Here is a 1,032-nt window from a genome sequence, read left to right as displayed (position 1 = left end):
ATTGAAATTTATCTCGCCAGGAATACAAGGTGGATAGGTTTATGTTTTCCTGGGCTGAAAACGTTCTTAATGATAACCCACTTTCAAGCCACTTCTTAACAATGGCTTCTTTAAACTCTTTTGAATAATGCTTCACTCATATTCTCTTACCGCCTCCTATTCAATTATTAAAAATTAACAGAGGCGACAACTATCCTGACACAGGGGGGTGAGTCTTTAGATCAACGAGGCTGGCTTCATCTTCTTACCTATACTTTCAATATCTATAGAGCCTCTGAGTCTTACTCTCACTCAGAATTATATGGTCATCTGTGGTCGTTGTCAGTCGAAGAACAGTTTTACCTTATATGGCCATTTGTGATCTATTTCTACTCTAGGGGCTTGAAAAGTTTAATTGTTTCTCTTTTATCGTTCTATCTTGTGGCAAAGCTCTTGTTAATGCTTTTAGTGTCTTGGGGTGCCTTAGATCGTGACTTTGTAGTAACGCAGCTTTATTTTCAAACTTTCTCACAAGCAGATGCGTTTTTGTATGGCTCTCTCGTTGCTCTGATTCATAAGAATGGTGGGCAAGCTCCATATAAGTTTTGTATGAGTGTCGTTGTTGCTGTCACTTTATTTTGTGTGATCGGGGAGGTTTTGGCTCAGCAATCACTATTTTCTGCAATGAGACTAATGTCTTCACCGGCTATGTTTGATAATAACTGGGGGTTTGGTATTGGTTATACTATAGTAGGCTTCTCCTCGTTAGCACTTATACTATACGTGTTGTATTCCTCGTCAAAGCTCAAAGCTATATTATTTGAAGGACGGTTTATGGTATACACTGGAAAAATATCTTATGGCTTATATATATATCACTACCCAATTATTCATTTAATTGAACGATATGGTGGCGAAATGTCTAATAGCGATCGTATTTTGGGATACGGAGGAGGGCTAGCTTTAACATATATGATATCTAGTGTGTCTTATAAATACTTTGAAAGCCCGATACTGGTACGTAAGAGTCGATACTCCTAAATAGTATATGGA

The 1,032-nt window shown here is 37.8% G+C and carries 2 protein-coding genes; one reads left to right on the top strand and one right to left on the bottom strand.

The annotated features are described in order from the left end of the window. A partial coding sequence (locus A3763_RS30175) for a transposase (RefSeq protein ID WP_156495124.1) occupies nucleotides 1-136 on the bottom strand: 136 nt, incomplete at its 3' end. 56 nt (nucleotides 137-192) lie between these two features. On the opposite strand from A3763_RS30175, the gene A3763_RS15830 reads away from it, so the two are divergent. Continuing rightward, entirely contained in the window at nucleotides 193-1,020 is an 828-nt protein-coding gene (locus A3763_RS15830; RefSeq protein WP_082880491.1) for an acyltransferase, read from the top strand. The last annotated feature ends 12 nt before the right edge of the window (nucleotides 1,021-1,032 follow it).

The sequence above is a fragment of the Oleiphilus sp. HI0128 genome (genome assembly GCF_001635365.1).
This window is presented reverse-complemented; position numbering and strand designations above follow the sequence as displayed.